The following is a 19,627-nucleotide window of genomic DNA, read 5'->3' as shown; positions in this document are numbered from 1 at the left end:
CTGGCTCTCTCGCCAGTCTGGTCCCTTGCTCGGGTTTCAGGTGCCTGATGAGCTAATATTGATGCCGTGCTGGCGCAGCAGGTCAAGGAACCACTGTTCGTCGTGAATCTGCACCCCGGCGCGCTGGGCCTTCTCTAGCTTGGAGCCAGGGTCTTCGCCCACAATGAGGTGAGTCAACGAGCGTGTGACGTTGCTGGCGACGGTGCCGCCGAGCTGGCGTACTGCCTCCTCGGCCTGTGAGCGTGTCAGGTGGGTCAGTTTGCCGGTGAACAAGAAGGACTGGCCGGCCAGCGGTCCACCAGGCCGTTCTTCGCTGGCCATGTTGACGCCAGCCTGACGGAGGCGCTCGATAAGCTGGCGATTCTTCTCCTGCTGGAGCCAGGTATAGAGACTATGAGCGCTCTTCGGCCCCACACCGGGAATGGCCATGATCTCTTCTTCGCTGGCCATCAGCAGGCGATCCATTGAACCGAAGTGCTCGGCAATCAGCTGAGCTGTCTTTTCGCCGATATAGCGGATGTTGAGGCCGAAGAGCAGACGCCAGAAAGGACGCTTCTTACTCGCCTCGATGGCCTTGAGCATATTGTCGGCGCTCTTCTCCTTGACCCCCTCTAGCTTAAGCAGCTGCTCTCGCGTCAGATCGTAGAAGTCGGCCACCGTTTTAATATAGCCGGCTTTGACCAGTTGCTCGCATTGTTTCTCGCCGATTGTCTCCAGGTCCATTGCCCCTTTGGAGGCGAAGTGTATGACGCTCTCCAACAGGCGCGCCGGGCAGTCCGTGTTGGGGCAATAGGCAATGGCCTCGTCCGGCAGACGCATGATGGACGTCTCACAGACGGGGCAGCGTTCGATCGGGGTGTAGGGGCGCTCTTCACCGGTGCGCCGCTCGACGATGGGCTTGACTACCTGGGGAATGACCTCGCCCGCGCGCTGTACAATGACCCAGTCGCCGACGCGCAGATCTTTGCGGAGGATGTCTTGTTCGTTGTGTAAGGTGGCCCGCGAGACCGTCACGCCGCGGATGTTGACCGGCTCCAGCACAGCCCAGGGATTGACTGAGCCAGTACGCCCGATGTTGATACGGATGTCTAACAGGCGTGTGGCGACCTGGATGGGAGGATATTTGAAGGCGATGGCCCAGCGCGGCTCTCGTCCAACATAACCCAGCTCCTGCTGTTGGGAGAGATCGTTGATCTTGATGACAACCCCGTCAATTTCGTAGGGCAACTCGAAACGCTTCTGCTCCCATTCACGACAATACTGCAGCACTTCGTCAAGGTCCCGCGCCCGCCGATTGTGGGGGTTGACTGGAAAGCCCCATTCGGCGATCAGCTGCAGAGCCTCCCAGTGCGTGCTCAGATTGCGACCCTCGATATAGCCGATCTGGTAACCGAAGAAGTCGAGGTTGCGCTCAGCGGTGATACGTGGATCTTTCTGACGGAGCGAACCGGCGGCGGCGTTGCGCGGGTTGGCAAAGAGTTTCTCGCGGGTAAGCGAGGCGTTGAGCTTCTCAAAGCTCTCGATGGTCATGTAGATCTCGCCACGTACCTCGACCCGCGGCGGCGGATTGGCGTCACGCAGGCGCTGAGGGATGCTGCGAATGGTGCGCACGTTGGGGGTCCAATCCTCGCCGACAAGACCGTCGCCTCGAGTGGCACCCACGGTCAGCCTCCCCTGTTCGTAGGTCAGAGCCATAGCCAGCCCGTCGATCTTCAGCTCGCAGACATATTCAAAGGTGGCGTTGGGCAGGATGTTCTGCGCGCGCCGGTGCCAGGCCTGTAGCTCTTCTTCGCTGCGCGCGTTGGCCAGACTCAGCATGGGGACAGGATGGCGATGTTGCCGCACTTCAGGGAGCGGCGCCGCCCCAACGCGCTGCGTTGGCGAGTCAGGCGTCTGTAGCTCAGGATGCTCCTCCTCGATGCGTCGCAGCTCCTGCATCAATTGATCATATTCTGCGTCGGTCAGCGTGGGGTTGTCGAGAACGTAATACTGGTAGTTGGCCTCTTCTATGCGACGGCGCAGCTCTGCCACGCGAGCAGCTAGCTCCTCGCTCTCGCTCGCTCTGCTGCTTGCTTCCTGGCTCGGCTCGACGCCGGTCTGTTCATGCTCGTGCTCAAACGACTGATCGGCCATCAGGTTGCCTCCCCGAAAAAGAATCTCCCTGACTGAAATACCTCCCCACTTATCTTGTTCTTTTGAGAAGGGCCAGGAAAGGAAAAGTCTGTTCTATCTCTGCTTGTCAGTCAGCCTGTCTGTCAGTCACTGGTCACTTCTGACCAGAGAGGAACGCTCTCTGGCAGGAGTGATCAGGTTTGTTGCGAGACTGGGGCTGAGCGTGTGGATGCTTGCCCATCTGCCCCGTCGGTTCTGCTAATCGCTCAGGTCCTGTGGTCCGGCCTAGGCTGCTGTCAGCGCTACGGAAGGACTGGGAGTGACAGAACATGCTTTCCTATCGTATCACATGGTGGCAACGGGGAGAGAGAAGCAGGGACGACGTCAGCCTGGTACTATCAAGCTGGGCCAGGCCGAGCGAGAAGCCTGGCGAACTGGCTGCTCCGCTATGCGAGTTCGCCAGGCATACCGCTCAAGGCTGGTTTGGCTCGCTCGTGCCGGCCCGGTCCAGGCTGTTTGTGCCCGTCGTCTCAGGGGCAGTCTGGAGAAAGGACCGGCCTTCTTGCTGAACCGCCTAGCGGCAGGCGGCTCAAGAGGTGGTCGAGGCCTATGGGTTTTTCAGACGCTGCGCGAACTGTTCCAGTCCTTGGAAAAGGTCTGCTGGAGCACGCTGAGAATGTGTTGATCGGAGAGCACGATACCCAGCTCGCGATTGTGATCAAGCGATTGGCTTGAGAAGTTCTCGGAGCCAACAAAAGCCTTCTCACCGTCGACGATCATCAGTTTGGCATGCATATAGAGCTGCTTATCCTCTCGTACCTGGGCTCCGCCGCGTTTGATGGCCATGATACCGCTGTGGTTGCTATCGGAGGAACTGCTCTGGTAGGGTAGGATGACCTGCACCGTAACACCGCGTTGGGCCGCGGCAGCCAGGTCCTGCTCAATGGTGTCGTCGATCAGCTCCTCTGCTTCGATGAGCAGCGATTTTTGCGCGCCTTTGATAAGCGATTCAAGGACGCTGCGCGAGTTGATAGGGCTGACGACGAGGTTCGGATTGCTGAGAGAGACCTGCGTGCGGTTCCAATCGGCTTCGAAGATATCGCTGACGGCTTTAACATCTGGGGGATTGGTATCGATGATCCCATATTCGCGGTTTTTGGTGCTGCCGACGCCGAGAGCGGCGTTTGTCAGGTTACAGGTCATGATATAGGCCGTGGTGCCATCGATAATCATGCCCTTCTCGTGGGTCAGAGCGAAAGCTGGGCTGGTCGCTTTGACTTTGACCCCCGCCGCGCTCAGGCGGTCCATCGTTTCGGTCGGCGAGAGCGAGCCGCCGCCGTAGGGGTGAGTCTCCAGCATCACGCGCACATCGAGGCCGCGGTTGGCCGCCTCCTCAAGGGCGTTGATGACATTGCGGTTAGTTAACAGGTAGAGTTCCAGCCAGACCGAGCGGTGGGCCCCATTGATAGCGTTGGTGATGACCCCTTCGCCGGCATCTGGTTCCACAAAAACTTGCAGCCCTTGCTGGGCTCCATTGCTGAGAACGGCGGTCGGCGAGGCTAGCAGGGTACTCCCGCCAGCGGTAATCTCAATGTTACAGGCGCTCAGGAGCAAGAGGAGGCAGAAGAGCACGGGGAAGAGGCCCTTCTGCCAGCGAGAAGCGGTGCGTTCGGCGTACCTTTTCATCCTCATCGAAGCGACTCCGTGATCGGTTAGTAGAATGGAGACGATAAATGGTCTCTCCAGCCTCATCATATCTTCTGCAGACGAGAGGGGAGCAGTGCAAGAGCAGTACTCTCTAGATAAGCACGTCTGGGGGGCCAAAGGCGCGTCAGAAGCAGTCATTGTCAAAGGCTGGCCTGACTGACGCAGGGCGATGAGCCGACCGGGACGTTGCCAGTGTTGGGGATAAACGCAGATCACAGAGAGACCAGACCGGAAAGCATGGGCCTGCGCAGTGCTGCCTGCCTTGTCTTCCTCCGCCGGTCTGGTCTGGTCTGGTCTGGTCTGTAGCGGTTGGCTTCGGCTTCCTCTCTGGCCAGGGCGGCGCTACGATCGAACACGCTCCTGGAGCAGGCTCCGAATACGACCCAGCAGGGGAACCAGTTGTTTCTTGCGCGAGACCAGCCCCTCGACCTCGATGGTGTGGCCGTCGGACCCGAGCGGCGCTCCGAGCGCTGTGGCCACCGCCTGCTCGCCACCGTGGATCAGCAAGCGGCAGCGCATGTTTATAATGTCAACAATCATGAAGAGGAAGACGCTATAGTTACGCTCCTGAGAGAGCTGGCGCATGGTCTCCAGCAGCTCGGCACTGCGCTGCTCGATTACCGAGGGAGTGGCGGTCTCGACGGTGCCGATAGCGAAGCGCAGACCATGAACGGTGTACTCCTTGAAATCGGCGGTGAGCAGAGCCTCGGGACTGCGCTCGTTTAAGTCGGAGGCCGCCGCGGCAAAGATAGCCTGGCCATAGGCTTCGAGATCCTCGCCCGTAATCTCCGCCAGCTCGGCAGCTACCTGCTCATCGCGCTCCGTCGTCGTGGGTGAACGTAGAATCAGTGTATCATAGAGCAGTCCGGCGAGCAGCAGACCGGCGGCTTCGCGCGAGATAGGCACTCCAGCCTCGTGATAGAGACTGACAATAATGGTGCCCGTACAGCCGACCGGCTCGGCCCGGAACATGATGGGCTTGCTGGTGTGAACATCGGCAATGCGATGGTGGTCGATAATGGCCAGCAGCTCTGCCTCTTCGATGCCATCCACAGCCTGCGCGCGTTCATTGTGATCGACAAGCACAATGCGACGTGGACGGGCATTGAGCATGTCGGTCCGCGAGAGATAACCGACCAGGCGCCCTTCATCGTCCAACACTGGCAGCGAACGATGGCGGGCCAGCAGCGGCTGTATCTCGCTCATCAGGTCTTCCGGCCTGCAGGAGTCGAAGTCACGGTTCATGATCTCGCTGGTCTTCATGCTCAGATTGATGAGGCGGACGGCGGTGAAGGTGTGATAAGCGGTGCTAATGACGAGCACACCGTGTTTGCGCGCTGCAGCCAGCGTGCGCTCGGAGACGAGCAAGTCGCCGGTGATGACCAGGGCAGCAGCTCCAGCCTCGATGGCAGCCAGTTGGGCATCCTCGCGGTCCCCCAGGACAACCAGACAACCCGGCTCAAGATATTCGCGCATGGTGGCTGCCTGCATGGCGCCGACCAGGATGCGGTTGCCCAGCTTGCGCCGTCCCTCGACGAGCACGCGTCCGTGAAGGACACGTACCAGGTTATCCCGCTCCAGCGGGACCCGGTTGACCGCTTGTGGATCGAGATCCTTGAAAAAGAGCTTGGCCAGGTCTTCAATGGCGATAATTCCCCGAACGCGGCCCTCGTCGTCAATCACGGGCATGGCGCGCCGGTTGTGCTCCTGTAGCAGGCGCCCGGCTTCCAGCAGGGGCTGATCAACGTGGATACTGATGACGCCGCGCCTCATGACGTCGCGTACCTGCAGATAGACGTCCTCCAGGGCCTCTGGCGGCTCCACTCCGTAGCGCTCTAACACAAAACGCACTTCTGGTTTGATAGAGCCGTGCCGAGCGGGAATAGCCTCTTCCCCCTGAGCTTGTAGCAGACGCGCATAAGCGTAGGCCGAGGCGATCGAGTCGAGATCTGACTGTTTATGTCCAATAACGTAGATTGGCTGTGCCATGCTAGCTGCTTCCTCCAGGCCCGTGCTCCCTCCTGACGTGAGCACTGGCGTTCTGCCGGTCGTTGCGTTGGCTGCGAGAGATGAACAGTAGTACGCCTATCAGTATAACAAAAAGCAGTGCCAGGCCGATAGCCACGCCGAGGGCAAGCGCCAGAGGATGAGCTGTGCCAGCTGAAGGGACTGTTGTGATTGCGGTAGCCTGGGCGACAGTGGTGACGCGGTCGCTGAGCCGGTTATTCGGAGTGGGCAGAGTAATGCCGGGGTTACCGGGCGGCATGCCGTTGTTGAGGAAACGCACGTAGGGATTAGGGTAACTTGGGGACTGCTGCCTCACAACAAGCGTCTGGCTGATGAGGCGTTGGGAGCCATTGGCAGCCGTCACTGTAAGTCTGAGCTGGTACTCGCCGGCCCGATGATAGACGTGGCTGACGCGCTGACCATGAGCGCTCTCGCCGTCGCCGAAATCCCAACGGTAGCTGAACCTCCCTACCGGTAAGCTGGAGCCAGGCAAGAAAGCGGCCTGAGCCTCAACGGTCAGTGGCAGACCTGGTCTTGCTCTGCCGAGATCATTGATGGCTGTGACCGGGCGACCATCAGCGGGGGCCGCTCCCACGATCGCGGGCTGGTTGAGCAGCCAGGTCGTGAGCATGGCGGGCAGGGTCAGAGCTAAGGTCAAAGCCTGTGACTGCTGTGAGCTGCCGTCGGCGAAGGTGTTCATCAGCTGAATCGTGTCTTCCGGCTGGTCAAAGGGGTAACCAGGCGTGGCGGCTGTGCTGTAATAACTGGAGTTGCCGACCAGAGTGGCACAGGCGATCCCTGCCAGCGTGAACGGCACCTGATCGCTGCTGCCAAGCCGGTCGTCCTCACGGATCACGTCTTGCTGCTGATCAGGGGTAAAGATCGGCTCAAAGATGTCTTGTTGCTGTTTCCCGTGATAGGAGAGCATCTGAAAGCCTTCTTCGTAAAGCTCGGCAAAGACAGCAGGAACAGCCTGATCCATCAGATTCCGGAGTTGGCTGATACGTTGGCGCTGCTCGGCTGAGAGCGCGTTCTGCTGTGGATAGAGCTTAGTGCTTGTCAAGGGGGAGAGATCGACATAGAGGGGAAAAACAGGATTAGCAGCCTGACCGAGGTAGCGCACAGGATAGGCGATGCCGCTCTGCTCCTCGTTAAACATGGCAACGATATTCCCCAGATCGGCGTTCATGGTCTCGTTGACGGCATGGAATGAGCCATAGAGACCCTGCTCCTCGGCATCGAAGAGGACAAAGCGTAGCGTGCGAGCTGGATAGAGCTGATGCGCACGCCAGTAGCTGGCTAACCCGCGGGCGATGCCCAGTTCGATGGCGCAGCCGCTGGCGTCGTCGTAGGCCGACTGGGTTGAGAAGGCCATGCCATCGTAGTGACAGCCAATGATGATGATCTGCTCAGGCTGTTTGATGCCAGGGACGCTGACCTCAACATTGAATGCAGGCACGAGCGCCGGGCGATTAAGCCAGCCCCGGATGGCAAAGGGGTCGCGCTGAACTTGAGGGTCGAAGCCACTCAGGTTGCGCAGCATTTCTGCGCTCCAGTAGGCAGCAAACTCGTCGTGGCCGTTGACAGTAGGCGGCAGATTGCGATCGTAACCGGCTTCGCGCCGCAGAAAATGGGTGGCCATATAGAAAAGCTGCTGGTAGATATAGTTGCCGTCTACAGTAGGAAAACTGGCCACCCCAGAGCTGCGCCCGCTGGCGCTGGCCGATGGCGATTTGAAGTAGCCGGGCCATAGCGAGCTGATCAGCAGTAGGGACAGGAGGAGCCGTTGAACGAGTGTCGCCTTGCGCGAGGTTGGCTGCCATAAGCATGTCTTGCCTGGTAATGGCATGATCTTCCTCCATATGAGAGTCGCCTGTATACCTGCAAGCAGACCCCCTCCAGGGGCTTGGGCGGCTCAACTCCATAGTGCTCTAAGACAATGCAAAGCGCACCTCGGATATGAGGGTGCCGTGGTGGACAGGAACAGACCTTCCTTCTCTCCTGGCTTGTAGCAGATGACTGTATGCAGCATGGTGACAGTCAAGTGGCAGAAAAAGGCGCCTGGCTCTCACTTCCCCCTTCTAAAAAAGACGTTTCGCCGCCTCTTTCTTGGTGGTGGCCATTTTGGGGGAGGAGCGCAAGCTGTAAAAAATAGGCCGCTTGATCGTTCGTGGATTCCTCCCAGAGAGAAGCTGTGGATGTGAGGCGCGAGCCTTCAAAGAGGGGAGACAAGCATGCTAGAGGTCATCATTGAAGACAGCCTCTCTGGACTGAGGTATCCAGTGGAGGTCTCAGGCGAGGCACCGCTCTGGTCGCTGGTGCCGGCCCTGGTCAAGGTGTTGAAGCTGCCACTAGAGGATAGCACTGGTAATCGGCTGAGCTACCGTTTGAGCCTGGCAGAGAGCGGACGGGAGCTGCCGCGTGAGCTGAGCCTGGAGGAAGCCGGAGTCAAGGCAGGGACATCCTTGCTGCTGCGACCCTACGTGGTGGGACCGGCTGCCAGCGGACGCGGGCCGGTGGAGGATGGGCTGCATGATGCCGTGACGCTGGTTGATGCTACGGCTCTGCCAGCAGTGGGAGTGCTAGGCTCACCAGCTGCAGATGGGGGTCAGCAGGCGGCAGGAAGGAAGCGCTCACGGCGTCTTGTCCTGAGCTTGCTCGGTCTGACGGTAGTGGGAGTGGCGGGAGCGAGCGCTGGCTACGCCGCCTACCGCTCTGGGGTCCTGGGAGGGTGGCTGACAATGCAGCAACGCCAGGGCAGGCCAGCGACCACCGCTGTACCGAAGCAGACGCCCACGCCAACGGCGGCCCCGCTGCCGACTACCGCCCGGGCCAGCCTGGTCTTCACCCAACACCGCCAGACCGTGCGCTCGCTGGCCTGGTCACCCGATGGAAAATTGCTGGCCAGTGGTTCGCTTGATGGGCAGCTGCTGATCTGGAACACACAAGGTCAGGTTCAACATACCTTCACCGTCAACGGAGCCGTCCGCACCCTGGCCTGGTCACCCGATGGAACGCAGCTGGCTCTGGGAGCTGGCTCAGCAGTGCAGTTTCTCGATCCCTACAACGGCACCCCACTGACGCAACCGCTCCGGCAACATACGGCCACCGTCACCGCCGTAGCCTGGGCGCCGCATGGTCAGGCACGCCTTGTCTCGACCAGCCTTGATAAGCTGGCCATTGTCTGGGATGGCAAGCTCTGGCGCCCTTTGCAGGTCTTCAGGCGCCATACGAGTCCGCTGGAAGCCGCCTCATGGGCCGCGGATGGCCAGACCATAGCCACAGCCTCCACTGGGGGACTGGTGCGCGTCTGGCGGGCTGACAGCGACCAGGAACTGCACGGCTACTATCAGGACGGTCAGATAGCTCTGCGTACGCTAGCGTTCGCTCCCACAGGCATGCTGCTTGCGGTTGGGGGCGACGACGGCCTGATCCGCCTCTGGAACGGGCTGACTTGCCAGCGCCAACAGGCAGGGGCCTTCGGAACCCAATGTGTCGACGGACCTCAGCATCTCCATCTGCACACACAGCCGCTGCGTACGCTGGCCTGGTCGCCCGATGGCAGGCTGCTGGCCAGCGCCGGCAACGATGGCCTGCTGGCCGTCTGGTATCCAACGCACAGTCAGATGCCGCTCTTCACCGTCCGCCTGGGCGCTCCGATACTCTCCCTGCAATGGTCCGCGGACGGGCAGACCATTGCCACAGCGGCGGGGAATCGGGTGACGCTCTGGCAGCTGAGTTAAACGACTGCCGGACCGCGCCAGACCAGGTCTGGCTCAGCCTTCCCGTAGAAGCTGCCCTGGCTGGCCAGCTGCGACGCTGCTCATCTCTTGCTCTCTGCCTGGAGCTGATGAAGGCGGTGCCAGTCCTGCCGCCTGCTGAGGCCGATGGCCCTGGATGATCCTGTGCTGCTGAACGCTAGTTTTGGCTGGCTGCTTCAATGAAAGCCACAAAGGCTTCTAAGTCGCTTCGAGCGCGCTTGGCGAGTGAGGTAGACGAAGCAGGGACAGCATCCAGGGCGGCGCGCGCTCGGCGGCATTGCTCGGCCAGAAAAGCCTGGCAGTAGGAGCGTGTCTCCGTGCGAGCAAAGATCGCTAGGATCTCGTCCACCTCCTCTCGACTCAGAGGAGCGCTTTGCTGGTACAGGATCTGTAGCCGCTCGCGATCAGCCGGTTGGGCTTGGGCCAGGGCGTGCAGGATCGGCAGACTCTTTTTGCGTCGGTAGATATCGCCAGCGGGATTCTTGCCCAGCTCATCGAGACTGGCCCAGACGCCCAGTACGTCGTCGCGCACCTGGAAGGCCAGGCCGATAGCCTCACCGAAATGACGCAGCCGCTCCACGGTCTCTGCGTCCTGTGTGCCCAGCAAGGCCCCCATCTCGGCAGCGCAGGCCATCAAGGCAGCGGTTTTACGTCGAATCATTTCGATGTAGGCCTCGACCGAGACATCCATACGTCTCTCGAAGAGCATATCGAGATACTGGCCTTCTGCGATTGTCAGACAAGTGCGGTCGAGAAGAGCGGCCAGGCGGGCAGCGAGGGCGGGATCAACACCGATCTCCAGCAGGCCCCAGAGGGCCAGGCGGCTGAGAGCGAACATGCCATCGCCGGCATTGATGGCGTGAGGCACACCCCACAGCTTCCAAACTGTAGGACGGTGGTGGCGCTCGCTATCTTCGTCCACAATGTCGTCATGGATGAGGGTGAAATTGTGGGTCAGCTCAATGGCTGCCGCAGCGGGCAAGGCCCGCTGGAGGTAGTGACGTGGCTCATCCCCAGGGGGAAGCTGCCCCCAGGCGCCAGCGGCTTCGTAAGAGAGGAGCAGTAAGGTAGGGCGCAGGAGCTTGCCCGTCTGAGCGTTGATGGGATGCAACTGGGCGTCGACCCAGCCCAGATGATAGCGCATCTGACCATAGTAATCTTGCAGGAGCCCGGAAGCCTCTGCCCCGGTAGAGGCCGTGGCGCGTGCCACAGCCTCCCTGAGTGCGGCCTGGATCTCCTCGCGGTAACGCTGGAGCGTTGCTTGAACGGTAGTTGAGATGGCCATGCTTCTCCGCAGAAAACTTTTTCCCTATCTTAGGGGTGAAAGTGAAAAAAGACAAGGGCCACAACGGTTCCCACCAGCGTCACCCAACGCGCTAACCCCTTGAGGCCACCCACGTAGGAGAGAGGGGCACAGAGATCACAGTAGCGAATCGTGTACTGGTAGCGATGGCCGCGCAAGCCCTCGCGAACAATAACGACATCTTCATCTTTCTTCCTGGTATGTAGCTCTTCGCAAACATAGCGCCCACAGCCTTTACAGCGGTATTGATCGATGAAATGTGAAGTACGGGAGATTGACCACTGATCTGGATAAACCGGGACGCCACAGACGTAGCAGACCTGGATCTCAGCCAGGCGCAGCTGCCGCTCGGCGCAGGGCGAGTGTTGCTGCTTCGGAAAATGCTCCTGGCAGAAGCTGCGATGGCAGTCGGGACAGCGCCCCAGGGCCTCCTGCTCGCATTCTCGGCAGCGGCGGGACTGACTCAGCGCCTGTTGGCGTCGACGCGTCGTAATGGGATCTTCCATTGTCTCTGCTTCCTCTGCCTTTTCTTATAGTTGATAGAGCGGTGCGGTTAATGAGTTGCTTGCTGGATCACGGGTAGTTAGTCAAGTTGGCCGGCTGGCCTGACTAGGAGAGCAATATCTCTATCTCTCTGTGTAGTATAGCATGAGGGGCATACCTGTGCCGCATTGTGACCGGGATGGTCTAGCGAGCCGGCTTCCAGGGGAGGGAGCGGTGCCTACCGCTTGCCCGCAGTGGCTCGACCCGGGTATCTGGATAGCAGACAAGCAGGCAAGATCAGGTTTGCAGCCTCGCGCTGCCAGAAGATAAGATAATATAGGCACCAGGACCAGGCATCGGAGCGAAGCAGGCGGAGGACAATCGATCTTGGCCCTACCCGACCCGACCATGCGCGCGCAACGGCGTCCTGTCGCCGAGAGACTCTGGAAGTCCAGGCTGAAGCGACCACTCTTGTGAGACCCTTTGCAGCTTGGGCCAGAGACAAGAACTCTATTGTTGTGAGGGCAGCCAGCCATGTCCGTAGCAGCAGCGGCAACCGTACCGCTACCGCCGACTATCTGGGATCGCTATCACCTCGAATGGGGTCGACGCACCTATGTGATGGGCATCGTTAATGTCACCCCTGACTCCTTTGCCGGCGATGGCTTGCTTCCCACAGGAGCAGCCACCTTAAGCGATCCCGCCGTGCGCGACCAGGTAGTGCAGCGTGCTGTCGCGCAGGCCCAACAGTTTGTGAGTGAAGGAGCGACCTTTATCGATGTAGGAGGTGAGTCGACACGCCCAGGCGCCTCAGCGATTTCGCCCGCAGAAGAACAAGAGCGGGTGTTGCCCGTCATTCGGGCCTTGCGTGCAGCCTTGCCCGAGGACATCATTATTTCCATCGACACCTATCGGGCTGAGGTTGCGCGGCAGGCGCTGGAGGCCGGGGCCAACCTGATCAACGATATCTGGGGCTTGCGCGCTGATCCTGAGATGGCGGCTCTGGCTGCCGAGCGCGGTGTCCCCGTGGTCCTTATGGCCAACATGCGCGGCTTTCAGAAACGCGATATCGTCAGCGATGTCCTGCGCTTCCTGGCGGGCAGCATTGAGATCGCTCTCGCGGCAGGAGTGGCCTGGGAGCGCATCATTATTGACCCAGGCATCGGATTCGGTACGACGCCTGAAGAGAATCTGACCTTGCTCCGACGCCTGAGCGAACTGCGCAGCCTCGGGCGCCCTCTCCTGCTTGGAACGTCGCGCAAATCAACCATCGGCCTGGTGCTGGGGGGCCTCCCGCCCCAAGAGCGTGTCGAAGGCACTGCCGCCACAGTAGCTCTTGGCATCGCCCAGGGAGCCGATATCGTCCGCGTTCACGATGTACGTGAGATGATGCGCGTTGTCAAAATGAGCGATGCTATCGTGCGTGGAGCCTTTTCTATTCCAAAATCCTGAGTGAAAGGTGTAGCGATCGAAGTGAATTATCAGGAAGCCCTTGCCTATCTCTACAGCCTCAGTGACTATGAACGCGGCGGCAGTTACGTGCGCGATCGCAACGAGAATCTGCCTCGCGAGCGTTGTCTGCTAGAGGCCGTTGGCAATCCACACCAGGCCTACAGCTGCACTCTCATAGCGGGTACCAAGGGGAAAGGCTCAACAGCAGCCATCATCGAGCGTGTCTTACGTGAGGCGGGTCTGCGCACTGGCCTCTATACGCAGCCGGATCTACACACCTTTCGTGAGCGAATTCGCATCAACGGCCAGCTCATTGGTGAAGAGGATGTAGCCAGGCTTGTGCCCGAGCTGCGCGCCGCTGTCGAGCGTATCGAACGAGAGGGGCGCTTTGGACCCTATATCACCTTTGAAGTAGCGACCGCCCTGGCCTTCCTCTATTTCGCACGTCAGGGGGTCGAGCACGCTGTAATTGAAGTTGGTCTGGGGGGACGGCTCGATGCCACCAATGTCACCATGCCGCTGGTCTCGGTCATTACCTCCATTGGCTTCGATCACATGGAGGTCCTGGGTGATACGCTCACCAAGATAGCCACCGAGAAGGCTGGTATCATCAAGCCGCAGGGGACAGTCGTCACCTCGGCTCAAGCCTCAGAAGCCCTGCTGGCCATTGCCGCCGTGAGCGAGAGGCAACAGGCCGAACTCATCCGGGTAGGGCCGGCGGAAGGCGATCCGGCGCAAGAAGAGGTCCGGGCAGGTCGCCTTCCGCCGCTGCGTTATCGCTATGCACTGGAAGCGCGCACCCCGGAGAGTCAGCGCTTTACTGTCGAGACTCCCACCTCTGTCTATCGTGGACTGGAGCTATCCTTGCTGGGCCAACACCAGCTTGAGAATGCCACGGCGGCCATAGCCACCCTGGAGGCATTGCGTCACAAAGGCATTCAGTGGAGCGAGGAGGCCCTGCGAGCAGGCTTGCGCTCGGTCTACTGGTCGGCGCGCCTGGAGGTTATTGGCCGGGAGCCGCTGGTCGTGGTAGATGGCGCTCATACCGCTGAATCGATGCAGCGCCTCCTCGAAGCGCTACGGGCCACCTTCCAGTTCCGGCGGCTCGTCGTAGTCCTCTCAACCCTGCGTAACAAGGACGTTGCGGGTATGGTCCAGGCCCTGGCTGGCGTCGATGCTGTTGTCATCACCACCGTTGCCAATCCCCGTTCGCTGCGCATCGAGGAAATTGCCGACCAGTTCAGGACCCACGCTCCTCACGTGCCCCTCTATCACGCCGAGACCAGCCGTCAGGCGATGGATCTGGCCTTGCGGCTTGCCGAAAGAGAAGATGCTGTCTGTGCTGCCGGCTCGCTCTACCTGGCTGGCGAAGTGCTGCGCTGGGCTGCGGCCCGGGGCAACCAGCAGGTGGCGGCCACCATCGAAGGCGTTGACCACGCAGGTTAGCTGAGCTGGCTTTGCAGCTCAGCGCGCCTGCGTGCATAGCGGGCGCTGCCCTTCTTGCCCGCCGCTGAGGCCTCTTCTGCTGTCCACTGATGGGCCGTGCCGCGCGATTGCGAGGTACGGCCCCCTTTGCTGGCGATCTCGCGTCGACGCTCGGGGCTGAGCGCGGCCAGCCCACGCGGGCGCCCCGTCTTGCTTATCATCATAGTCAGCTCCTCTGCTCGATCTAGACTAACCTGTGTATCGGTTGCCGCTGGTTGCTGGGGCCGGCTCGCTCCTCCTGCCCCCGTCTTCCCCGCCACTATGCCGGGTTGTGACAGCAGCCAGGCATGCTATATTGGCTCTTCTGTATACCAGGATAACAGAAGCTCAAATCCTTGGGCAAGCAAACCTACAAAAATCGTCTGAATTCTCAGCAGTCTCTAAGATTGTGGCGTTTTGTTAGAGGCCAGACCCGGCGGAGCGGCCTGCTGGTTGTGAAAAAAAGCCGCTGGCTCTCTGGAAGAGGGCGGCGGTTGCAACGTACAATACTGTAGAGCAGGGCGTTGCGGTTCCGGCCCATGCCCCGCCCCGGTACGATGTCGTAACGCTTGATCCACGACAGGAGATGCGCACATGCAAGGCTTAATGATGAACTACCCGCTGACGCTGCAACACGCCTTCAATCGGGCCACGCGCCTGTTCTATCGCAAAGAGGTCGTGACGCAGACGGAGGAAGGACTCCATCGTTACACCTACGCCGATTGGGGCAAGCGCACTATGCAACTGGCGAACGCTCTCAAGGAAGCGGGCGTTGCCCAGGGTGACCGTGTTGCAACTTTTGCCTGGAATACCTATCGCCATCTGGAGCTGTATTTTGCCATCCCCTGCTATGGGGCCGTCCTGCACACCCTCAATATCCGCCTCTTTCCCGAGCAGCTGGTCTACATCGTCAACGACGCTGAAGACCGGGTGATCTTTGTCGATGGTGACCTGGTGCCGGCCCTGGAGCAGATTGCCGATCGGCTGCCGACGGTCAAGCTCTATGTGGTGATGGGGCAGCCGCCCTATCAACCTCAGAAGCTGCATCCCGTGGTGGACTACGAGGACTTCATTGCCACGCAGCCGACGACTTATGCCTGGCCCGAGCTAGACGAGAATACTGCGGCAGCCATGTGCTATACCTCCGGTACTACGGGCAACCCCAAAGGTGTGGTCTACAGCCATCGCTCGATCTTCCTGCACTCGATGGGTGTGGGTCTGGCCGATGGCCCCGGTCTCTGTGAGCAGGATCGTGTTCTGCCGGTTGTGCCGATGTTCCATGCCAATGCCTGGGGCTTTCCGCATGCAGGTGTCATGATGGGATCAAGCATTGTGATGCCGGGGCGTTTTCTTGATCCCCTGCGCATTGCCCAACTGATGGAGAAGGAGCGCGTGACGCTCGCCGCTGGCGTGCCCACTATCTGGATCGGCCTGCTCAACGTGTTGGAGAAGGAGCAGTTTGATTTCTCCTCTCTGCGTGCCATCATCAGTGGCGGCTCGGCGGTGCCTCAGTCGCTGATCGAGGGTCTGGCGCGCAAGAACATTACCATTATCCATGCCTGGGGCATGACCGAAACCTCGCCGCTGGCCTCCCTTACACGTCTGCGCAGCTATCAGCGTGACCTGCCTGCCGAAGAGCAGTTCCGCATTCGCGCTAAGCAGGGCACGGTTGTACCTGGCGTCGACTTCCGCGTGGTCAATATTGAGAGCGGCGAAGAAGTGCCCTGGGATGGGCAGACCTTTGGTGAGCTGCAGGTGCGTGGCCCGTGGGTGGCCCGAGCTTACTATAAAGATGCGTCTTCCGGCGAGAAGTTTGTCGATGGCTGGCTGCGCACAGGCGATGTGGCCGTCGTTGACGCCGATGGCATGATCCAGCTCGTTGACCGCACCAAGGACCTGGTGAAGTCGGGTGGCGAGTGGATCTCTTCGGTGGAGCTGGAGAATCTGATTATGGGGCATCCCAAGGTACTCGAAGCCTGTGTGGTAGGTGTGCCTCATCCGAAATGGTCCGAGCGCCCGATTGCCTGCGTTGTTCCCAAACCGGAGTTTGCTGGCCAGGTGAGTGCCGAGGAGATCCTTGAGTTCCTGCGCCCCAAGGTCGCCAAGTGGTGGCTGCCAGACGAAGTGATCTTTGTGGAAGCCATCCCCAAGACTAGCGTGGGCAAGTTCGATAAGAAGGTGCTGCGTGCCCAGTACGAGTCGCGCCTAGCCAGTCAGGCCTAGTCCAGGACTGCCTGGGCTTGCGAGGAGAGCCAGCGCCAGGCCTGGCGCTAGAGCGTGGCCCCGAAGAGTTTGCAGAGCAGTTGCGTTGTGAAAACCAGTACCAGTTCCCGTGGCACACCACCGCCACGGGAACGCTCTTGCAGGGCCTCCACGCTCTTGGGGGCGAAAATCCCGGTCTGCAGCAGGGCTGTCGGAGTCAGGGTCTCGGCGAGCAGGTCGCGACCGATGCTGCTCAGGGCTGTCGCGCCGGTTAGCTCGGCTGCCAATGAGCGAGCCGGCGCACTGAGGAGGGTCGTCGCTGGCCAGGCTGCCTGGGCCGACGATCTGCGGTAGCTCTGGACCAGAGATGCGAGTAAAAACGGGCTGAGCTGGTTCCCAGGAGGGGCCTGCCTGATCAGATGCTCGTAGTCTGGCGGAAGGAGGGCCAATGCTTCCGCCAGCTCCGGCAGCGCAAACGGCGCCACCAGGATCAGCCGGTCAAAGGTTGCCAGCTGCTGCGCTGTCTGCAGAAGCAGGTCGGGCAGACGTAGATGCAGGTCCAGATAACGCCAGCGCTGCCAGGGCTGGCGCAGCGCCAGTGTCTTACGGGCCAGGCGCCGGGCATGGCGGGTCTCCTCCCAGCTTGGACTCTCGGCCAGACAACGCCTGACTTCCGGCGCCCATAGCTGGTCTCCCTCGGTAATAGGGAATCTGGGCCTGGACGATCTGCCGTGTAGGAGCACACTATACCTGTGGAACAGCTCTACACTCTCCTGTCCTGCCAGAGAGGGGGAAGGCGGAGGAGCAAGCAAGGGGCGTGCTCCCAATCCCAACAAGGCCAGGCGCGCATTGCTTTCGACCCCTGCCGTGTGCAGGGCTTGATGCAAAGCCAGCGGAAAGGTCAGCGCGCAAGGCGCTTCGATGGCGCTCACCGTTGCTAACCAGTACTCTGGCGCGTCGACTCCCCGAATGGCCAGCAAACCGGCCTTGAGACGCTCTGCTAGCGCTTCCGCGCTCGTGTAAGCATGGCGCTGACCAGCAAAGGCCAGGGTGGCGATTTGGAGGGAGGGGCTGCTCTCCTGTTGCTGCTGCTGGGCAACCCAGCTGAGCAGTTCTGCGCTCGTGGCCGCTGCCCCTGTCCCGGCGGTCAACACCAGCAAGGGGGCGGCTGGCAGTGGCAGCAAATGTCTACACTGTGCACAGAGGATCTCATCTAGCTCACGCAAGGCTGCCTTGACCGCATCTGGGGTTGCTTCCCCTTCTTCTCCCCCTGAAGCAGAGGCCGCCAGGCGGTAATCATGCAGCTCGCTGACAAGCGTACGCCCCTGCTGCCAGCGCAGTAAGGAGCCAGCAGGAACCACCTCAATGCCGGCAAAGGCCGTCCACGGCGCTGGCAGGAACCCATAGCGCCGCACAGCCTCCAGGGCTGGCAGGAATAGGCGACACGGGACGCCTGCGGCCAGCAGGGCTTTGATCTCGCTGGCAAAGAGCAGGTCGCCCGGCTCTGGCCAGTCCTGCACGTAGTAGAGCGGGTGCCAGCCAGTAAGTGGACGGCGGTAGACAAAAGTCTGCTGACCCGGTAGCCAATCCAGGAGCGCCGTTTTTTGCTGAGTAGCGACTCCCACCAGTGGATCGGCGAAGGTCACCAGACCCGCCCCAGGTTGCAACACCAGCGCTCGCTCACCACCGCGCTGCTCTAGCACCGCGGCCATGCGTAGGAGCCGCTCCTCAATTACTGCCTCGGGTATGACTTGCTTGCTTAACCAGCCTGCCAGGATGGCCATTGTCAAAAGCGCTCCTGCCTGATACGCGGTACAACTGCTTGCTGCAGGTGCTCACGCTCACTCTCAAGCTTTCACATCTTCTGATAATAGCATAGAGTACCGCCCAGGTGCGCGCGGGGGGAAAGGAGGGGGAAGATCCGGCTAGCGGAGGCGGGGGGTGACTTTCTATCAGAGTACGTGTTCTGAGCTGTCTTCAGTCAGAAAGGCACTAGTCTAAAAAAGATGTGACACCCTGTCCCCTGCTCAGGATACGCCTTGCCCGACTGGCGTGGGCTATGCTATACTTCCTTCTAGCCAGACCGTTGGCTACATCATACTCACTGCCAGGAAAATGGCGCGCTCCGCTGCGCGACAGCCGGCCAGAGACGTGGCACCCTGGCGATGCTGAGGAGCCTGTATCGATGCCTGTGCTCGTGCTCGTGCTCTTTGCGGTCGCCTTGACCGTCTCACTGTTCGGTCTCTACCTGTCCGCGCGCCCATCGCTGAGAGGCCGGAAACGCCACCCTGCTGCCGCAGAGCGCCTACTGCGCACTCCGAACACACCTCGCTTACGCGCGCGCCAAAGCCCGATCGCAACCGTGGCGCAACCGCGAAGACGCAGCGCGAGCGTACTCTCGCTCTCAGTGGCTTCTGAGCGTGTCTATGGCCCTGGTTCTTTCCCCTGGCGTGAGATCCCCTGGAAGATTCTCCTTCTCGGCCTGGTTTCGTTGCTGATTGTCATCTTTCTCGGCTCGCAGCTCTTTCTCTCCCGTGGAGTAGGCTTTGTCCTTCCCTATCTGTGGACTGCTGAGCCAGCGGCAACGATGACCTCGAACGCACCGGCCTCTACTGCTCACTACGATGCCACAAGTCACCTGGTGCGCATCAATCAGCTCGATCCTGCGCAGTATGACTCCCAGGCCCAATATCAGATCTGGGCTTATTCGGCTTGCTCCGCCGCCGCTATGACGGTGGTCATCAACTCCTATGGCTATCACTACCGCATCGCCGACATCTTAAAGGTCGAGTCTGCTCTCCATGAGATTACACCTGACCAGGGCTTGCTGGAAGAGGTGGGTATCGCTCGTACCGCTGCTCGCTTCCACTTCAACACGCTCTGGGGGCACAATCTCTCGCTCGACCAGATGCTGGCCATCGCTAACAGCGGGCGCCCGGTGATTGTTAGCTTCCCGCCTGATCGTTTTCCTGGCGGTCACCTGCTGGTGGTGCGTGGAGGTAATACGAGCACGGTCTACCTGGTCGACTCATCGCGCCTTAACTACACCTCAATGGCACGCTCACGCTTCCGGCAGCTCTGGGGCGGCTTCTACGCCGTGCTGACGCCACAAGCCTCCTGATAATCTCGCCGTGTC

At 60.5% G+C, this 19,627-nt stretch carries 13 protein-coding genes; 5 read left to right on the top strand and 8 right to left on the bottom strand.

The window, feature by feature from the left end; genetic code table 11:
* Positions 1-36: 36 nt before the first annotated feature.
* The 4 genes from ligA to A4R35_RS06135 form a co-directional block, all read right to left on the bottom strand.
* Positions 37-2,133 carry an NAD-dependent DNA ligase LigA gene (gene ligA, locus A4R35_RS06150; RefSeq protein WP_112427543.1) on the bottom strand — a complete coding sequence of 699 codons (2,097 nt, stop codon included), beginning with the start codon at positions 2,131-2,133 and terminating at the stop codon, positions 37-39.
* Positions 2,134-2,730: 597 nt separating this feature from the next.
* Positions 2,731-3,804: a phospholipase D-like domain-containing protein gene (locus tag A4R35_RS06145; RefSeq protein WP_189361384.1), complete on the bottom strand. Its 1,074-nt coding sequence runs from the start codon at positions 3,802-3,804 to the stop codon at positions 2,731-2,733.
* 357 nt (positions 3,805-4,161) lie between these two features.
* Positions 4,162-5,808: a putative manganese-dependent inorganic diphosphatase gene (locus A4R35_RS06140; RefSeq protein WP_112427539.1), complete on the bottom strand. Its 1,647-nt coding sequence runs from the start codon at positions 5,806-5,808 to the stop codon at positions 4,162-4,164.
* Position 5,809: 1 nt separating this feature from the next.
* Positions 5,810-7,675 (bottom strand): M28 family peptidase, encoded by a 1,866-nt coding sequence (locus A4R35_RS06135; RefSeq protein ID WP_112427536.1) that lies wholly within the window; start codon positions 7,673-7,675, stop codon positions 5,810-5,812.
* Positions 7,676-8,060: 385 nt separating this feature from the next.
* Between A4R35_RS06135 and A4R35_RS06130 the strand changes: the two genes are divergently transcribed.
* A complete protein-coding gene (locus A4R35_RS06130; RefSeq protein WP_112427534.1) occupies positions 8,061-9,569 on the top strand; it encodes a WD40 domain-containing protein in 1,509 nt (502 codons plus the stop codon).
* Positions 9,570-9,744: 175 nt separating this feature from the next.
* Here A4R35_RS06130 and A4R35_RS06125 read toward each other — a convergent pair whose 3' ends face one another.
* Both A4R35_RS06125 and A4R35_RS06120 read right to left on the bottom strand, forming a co-directional pair.
* Complete coding sequence (locus tag A4R35_RS06125; protein ID WP_112427532.1) at positions 9,745-10,872, bottom strand: polyprenyl synthetase family protein; 1,128 nt, start codon at positions 10,870-10,872, stop codon at positions 9,745-9,747.
* Positions 10,873-10,901: 29 nt separating this feature from the next.
* Positions 10,902-11,396, bottom strand: coding sequence for a B-box zinc finger protein (locus A4R35_RS06120; protein ID WP_112427530.1), 495 nt, complete (start codon positions 11,394-11,396; stop codon positions 10,902-10,904).
* A 511-nt stretch (positions 11,397-11,907) separates the two neighbouring features.
* Between A4R35_RS06120 and folP the strand changes: the two genes are divergently transcribed.
* Together folP and A4R35_RS06110 are read left to right on the top strand one after the other, a co-directional pair.
* Positions 11,908-12,825, top strand: coding sequence for a dihydropteroate synthase (gene folP, locus A4R35_RS06115; protein WP_112427528.1), 918 nt, complete (start codon positions 11,908-11,910; stop codon positions 12,823-12,825).
* A gap of 21 nt (positions 12,826-12,846) precedes the next feature.
* The gene (locus tag A4R35_RS06110) at positions 12,847-14,271 is read left to right on the top strand and encodes a bifunctional folylpolyglutamate synthase/dihydrofolate synthase (protein ID WP_189361382.1); all 1,425 of its coding nucleotides are present in this window, start codon (positions 12,847-12,849) and stop codon (positions 14,269-14,271) included.
* On the opposite strand, the gene A4R35_RS06105 is transcribed toward A4R35_RS06110, so the two are convergent.
* Positions 14,268-14,474, bottom strand: coding sequence for a KGG domain-containing protein (locus tag A4R35_RS06105; RefSeq protein WP_223258223.1), 207 nt, complete (start codon positions 14,472-14,474; stop codon positions 14,268-14,270). The two genes, A4R35_RS06110 and A4R35_RS06105, sit on opposite strands and share 4 nt — an antisense overlap.
* 409 nt (positions 14,475-14,883) lie before the next feature.
* Between A4R35_RS06105 and A4R35_RS06100 the strand changes: the two genes are divergently transcribed.
* A complete protein-coding gene (locus A4R35_RS06100; protein WP_112427524.1) occupies positions 14,884-16,512 on the top strand; it encodes a long-chain fatty acid--CoA ligase in 1,629 nt (542 codons plus the stop codon).
* A 47-nt stretch (positions 16,513-16,559) separates the two neighbouring features.
* Here A4R35_RS06100 and A4R35_RS06095 read toward each other — a convergent pair whose 3' ends face one another.
* Positions 16,560-18,275: a hypothetical protein gene (locus tag A4R35_RS06095; protein ID WP_112427522.1), complete on the bottom strand. Its 1,716-nt coding sequence runs from the start codon at positions 18,273-18,275 to the stop codon at positions 16,560-16,562.
* Between the two features lie 401 nt (positions 18,276-18,676).
* Here A4R35_RS06095 and A4R35_RS06090 point away from each other — a divergent pair, with 401 nt between their 5' ends.
* Positions 18,677-19,612 carry a C39 family peptidase gene (locus A4R35_RS06090; protein WP_189361380.1) on the top strand — a complete coding sequence of 312 codons (936 nt, stop codon included), beginning with the start codon at positions 18,677-18,679 and terminating at the stop codon, positions 19,610-19,612.
* Positions 19,613-19,627 lie beyond the last annotated feature (15 nt).

The organism is Thermogemmatispora tikiterensis (assembly GCF_003268475.1).
In the GTDB taxonomy this organism is placed as follows: domain Bacteria; phylum Chloroflexota; class Ktedonobacteria; order Ktedonobacterales; family Ktedonobacteraceae; genus Thermogemmatispora; species Thermogemmatispora tikiterensis.
Note: the sequence above shows the minus strand (reverse complement) of the source record. Positions and strands in the feature narration are given on the sequence as shown.

Bases quoted from the DNA above. Each gene is read 5' to 3' on its own strand.
- ligA (WP_112427543.1), bottom strand. From the start codon at position 2,133: ATGGCCGATCAGTCGTTTGAGCACGAGCATGAACAGACCGGCGTCGAG.
- A4R35_RS06125 (WP_112427532.1), bottom strand. From the start codon at position 10,872: ATGGCCATCTCAACTACCGTTCAAGCAACGCTCCAGCGTTACCGCGAG.
- A4R35_RS06120 (WP_112427530.1), bottom strand. From the start codon at position 11,396: ATGGAAGATCCCATTACGACGCGTCGACGCCAACAGGCGCTGAGTCAG.
- A4R35_RS06130 (WP_112427534.1), top strand. From the start codon at position 8,061: ATGCTAGAGGTCATCATTGAAGACAGCCTCTCTGGACTGAGGTATCCA.
- A4R35_RS06135 (WP_112427536.1), bottom strand. From the start codon at position 7,675: ATGCCATTACCAGGCAAGACATGCTTATGGCAGCCAACCTCGCGCAAG.
- A4R35_RS06140 (WP_112427539.1), bottom strand. From the start codon at position 5,808: ATGGCACAGCCAATCTACGTTATTGGACATAAACAGTCAGATCTCGAC.
- A4R35_RS06090 (WP_189361380.1), top strand. From the start codon at position 18,677: ATGCCTGTGCTCGTGCTCGTGCTCTTTGCGGTCGCCTTGACCGTCTCA.
- A4R35_RS06100 (WP_112427524.1), top strand. From the start codon at position 14,884: ATGCAAGGCTTAATGATGAACTACCCGCTGACGCTGCAACACGCCTTC.
- A4R35_RS06105 (WP_223258223.1), bottom strand. From the start codon at position 14,474: ATGATGATAAGCAAGACGGGGCGCCCGCGTGGGCTGGCCGCGCTCAGC.
- folP (WP_112427528.1), top strand. From the start codon at position 11,908: ATGTCCGTAGCAGCAGCGGCAACCGTACCGCTACCGCCGACTATCTGG.
- A4R35_RS06145 (WP_189361384.1), bottom strand. From the start codon at position 3,804: ATGAGGATGAAAAGGTACGCCGAACGCACCGCTTCTCGCTGGCAGAAG.
- A4R35_RS06095 (WP_112427522.1), bottom strand. From the start codon at position 18,275: ATGGCCATCCTGGCAGGCTGGTTAAGCAAGCAAGTCATACCCGAGGCA.